Source organism: Massilia sp. SYSU DXS3249 (genome assembly GCF_053668055.1).
Genome location: NZ_JBSIPX010000037.1, coordinates 1 through 3,572, shown reverse-complemented (window position 1 = coordinate 3,572; position 3,572 = coordinate 1). Strand labels below are relative to the sequence as shown.

General features: G+C 58.9%; 2 protein-coding genes. Both read left to right on the top strand.

Features of this window, described 5'->3' with window-relative positions; genetic code table 11:
• Positions 1 to 291 precede the first annotated feature (291 nt).
• Positions 292 to 2,220, top strand: a complete 1,929-nt coding sequence (locus ACWCIA_RS22825; RefSeq protein WP_454166779.1) for an alpha/beta hydrolase family protein — start codon at positions 292 to 294, stop codon at positions 2,218 to 2,220.
• A gap of 36 nt (positions 2,221 to 2,256) precedes the next feature.
• On the top strand, positions 2,257 to 3,258 hold the full coding sequence (locus ACWCIA_RS22820) for a hypothetical protein (protein ID WP_454166778.1): 1,002 nt from the start codon (positions 2,257 to 2,259) through the stop codon (positions 3,256 to 3,258).
• The last annotated feature ends 314 nt before the right edge of the window (positions 3,259 to 3,572 follow it).

Here is a 3,572-nt window from a genome sequence, read left to right as displayed (position 1 = left end):
CCGAACAGGACCGTGAAACGACTTTGCGCCGATGATAGTGCTGCAACCAGTGTGAAAGTAGGTTATCGTCAGGCTAGTTATAAGCAAAACCCCGCAGAGTGATCTCTGCGGGGTTTTTTGCATTTGGAAGTTTGGTTCGTCGGTTCCCTGGCCTGGGAGCGACGCCGCCGGGTGATCGGGCGGTGAAACGCGTGAGTTTGGCATGGATGCCCCACCCGACGCCGCCATTCTACTAATTGATTTTTAGTAAGAAAATCTTGTTATAGTTCAGTAACTATACTGGGCTGTAGCATGAAATCTTTTTCCCTCCTCCTTCTTTGCGCAATATGTGCCGCCACGCCGGCTTTCTCGCAGTCGCTGACTCTGGAAGAACTGACTGATCCATCGGGCATGACGAAAGCGACTTTGTCGCCCGACGGCCGGCATATCGCGGCAATCCTCTTTGATGGAACCAATCACGGCCTGATCCTGGTGAATACCGAAACACTGGCGGTGAGCCAGTTGGGGGAAAGCGGGCGTGTTTCGAAGGGCTATTGGAGCTACTACAAGGCGCCGCGCGACGTCACCTGGGCAGGTAACGACGTGCTCGGCATCGATTACGGTTTCGATGCCGAATCCATGGACCTGCAGGGCAAGAAGCTGCGCACGCTCGGCGAGTCGATTCTCGGCCGGGTCGAAATGGGCGAAAACGCAGGCCAGCTCATCGTGATGAAGGATTCCGCCAACGACCACATTGCGAGGTGCGATGCGCGCACGGCGGAATGTACGAAGTTCTGGCGGCCGCCCGGTAAAGTCGTTCGGCGCGCGTTTGACCCCCATGGCAACCTGCGCGCGATCACTCTCCTGAACTCTCCCTTCTTCAAGGATGCGTCGACGGTGGCCAACTGGTACAGGCGGGCCGATAAGGAGACATGGGTCAAGCTTGCGGAATTCAGCATCACCGACGAGTACTGGACGCCGGTGTATGTGCCCGACGAGCCCGGCACGCTCGTCATTAACTCCCGTATTGGCCGCGACACCTATGCGCTGTTCAATTACGACATCGCGCAGGGACGTCAGACCGAACTCCTGGCAGGTCATCCGTCGCAGGATATCCTGTCCTGGCAAGGTATCGATAAAACCGCTTTCGATTATGTCGCGACGGGCGGCATGTTGCCGCAACAGGTCTGGTTCGATCCTGCCTGGGCGGCCATGCAAAAGCAGGTCGACGTCTTGTTGCCAAATCGCCTGAATATCCTGTCCGGCGACCCCCGGCGTTCGGTGCTGATCCGCTCCCAGGCGGACGTCGATCCCGGCACCTGGTATCTGTTCGACATCGCGAAGAAGACGCTGGTCACCATCGGGAAAGTCATACCGGGAATCGATCCGGCGAAAATGCGCCCAATGGAAATGATGGCCTACCGCGCCGGCGATGGGACATCGATTCCTGCCTATCTGACCCGTCCGGCAAAATCGGCAGGTGCCGCACCGATGATTGTGCTGATCCACGGCGGCCCTGTCGATCGCAACCAGTGGGAATGGGATGCCGAGGTCCAGCTGCTGGCCAACCGAGGCTATCTGGTGTTCCAGCCGCAGTTCAGGGGATCGAGCGGCTTCGGGCGCGCGTTCCAGGAGGCTGGCTACGGCCAATGGGGAAAGGCAATGCAGGACGATATCAGCGACGGCGTCCGTCACCTCATCCGCACGGGTGAGGCTGATCCGCAGCGGATCTGTATCGTCGGCGCGAGCTATGGCGGATACGCCGCCCTGTGGGGACTGGTGAAAACGCCCGAACTGTATAAATGCGGGGTCAGTTTCGCCGGCGTGACGGATATCGCATACATGTTCTCCGACTGGTCAGACAGGACATTCAATAAGGTCAGCCGGGAGATGCTGATGCACCGCGTCGGGGACAAGGCCATGAGCCCCCAGTTGTTCGACCCGGTCTCGCCGCTGAAACACGCCGCGCGCATCCAGGCGCCGGTATTGCTCATGCACGGGAAAGACGACACACGTGTGCCCATATCGCACAGTAAAAAGATGCGGGACGCGCTCGAGCAAGCGCAGAAGCCGGTGACCTGGCTCGCCTTCGATGAAGAAGGGCACGGCCTCCGCTATGTAAGGAACCAGATCCTTTATTACGAAACGCTGCTGGAATTCCTCGGCAAGCACATCCCCGCGAAAACCATTGCGGACGCCGGCCGCACTTCAAGTGCGGCAGTGTCCGCCGCAAAACCATAACGAACCGCTGCTCCATTTCGCCTTTTTACGACCACCATGCCGACACCTTCGATCAAATCTCCGCGCCGCTTCGCCTTCCTGCTCTCCATACTGATGTTCCCGGCCGCATCCGCGCTCGCACAGAGGGGCATCGAAGCCGGGTGCGTCATCGGCACCCCGACCGTACTCCCGATTACCTTCGCGCGCGGAGACGAGGGCCCGACCATTCCCGGTACCATTGCCGATCAACCCGTTTCCCTGTCGGTCGATACCGAGAGCCGGGTGACGATGCTCTACCGCCCAGCCATGGAGAAACTCGGTATCCCCGTGCGAAGCGCGGAGACGAATTCCATCGGACAGACGATTTTCATTGCGAACATTCCGAGCCTGACGGTGGGGCCCCTCCGTGGAAAAGGCTACTTCTCGGTGCTGGACGCGAAAGACGACATCGCCGCCAGCCTGGGTGCGGATTATCTGGCACGCAACGACGTCGACATCTGGTGGGCCGGCAAGCAGCTGCAATTCACGAATCCGAAGGGCTGCCGGAAATCGTTTCTTGCCACCTGGGATCCGGCCGCCCATGTGGTTCCCTTCGAAATCGACCAGCTGCGAAAAGACTTCCGCCCGTGGTTCAAGGTGAAGATCAACGGCGGGGAGATCGATACGATTTTCGCGACCTCGAACTCCATGACCCTGTTGGACCTGCACACGGCGGCGCGCTTCGGGATCTCGCCGCAATCGCCCGGGGCAGTGGAAGAGGACAGCATTGTCGGTTGGCGCGACAAGGTGCAACGCGTGTGGCGCGTCCCGGTTGCGGAGATGTCGATCGGCCCCTACCGTGTTCAAAATGCAGTCATCCGCATCACGGACCTCACGCTCTCGGGAGAGATGATGGCACTGGGTGCGGACTTCCTGCGGCATCACCGGGTGTTGATATCGATGAGCCAAAGGCGACTCTACATTTCGCACCTGGGCGGGCCGAGCTTCTCCTCGCCGGAGTACCAGTCCGAACAGCAGGAAGTCGGGTGCGACGCACGCGAGTGCGTGAGCGCTCCCTGACCAGCCGGCCGGCGAAAAGACCGCAGCGCTCAGGAGCCTTGCGCGCTGCAACCGCTTTTGATATGATTCGCGTCCGCTTCGGCGCCGGGCTTCAAAGGTTAACGAAATCAAGTAGTTAAGTGACAAGCAGCGACGAAGAGGAAAAAAAGAGGTTGACGATGCAAACGAAACACTGCATAATCTCATCTCTCTGCTGCTGACGAACAAAACGATTCGCAGAGCGCAGCAAGGCAGTACGGAATAAGTTCTTTAACAATTAACAGTCGATAAGTGTGGGCGTTTGATGAAGGTGCCGCTGACTTCGGTCAGTGATT

Bases quoted from the DNA above. Each gene is read 5' to 3' on its own strand.
- ACWCIA_RS22825 (WP_454166779.1), top strand. From the start codon at position 292: ATGAAATCTTTTTCCCTCCTCCTTCTTTGCGCAATATGTGCCGCCACG.
- ACWCIA_RS22820 (WP_454166778.1), top strand. From the start codon at position 2,257: ATGCCGACACCTTCGATCAAATCTCCGCGCCGCTTCGCCTTCCTGCTC.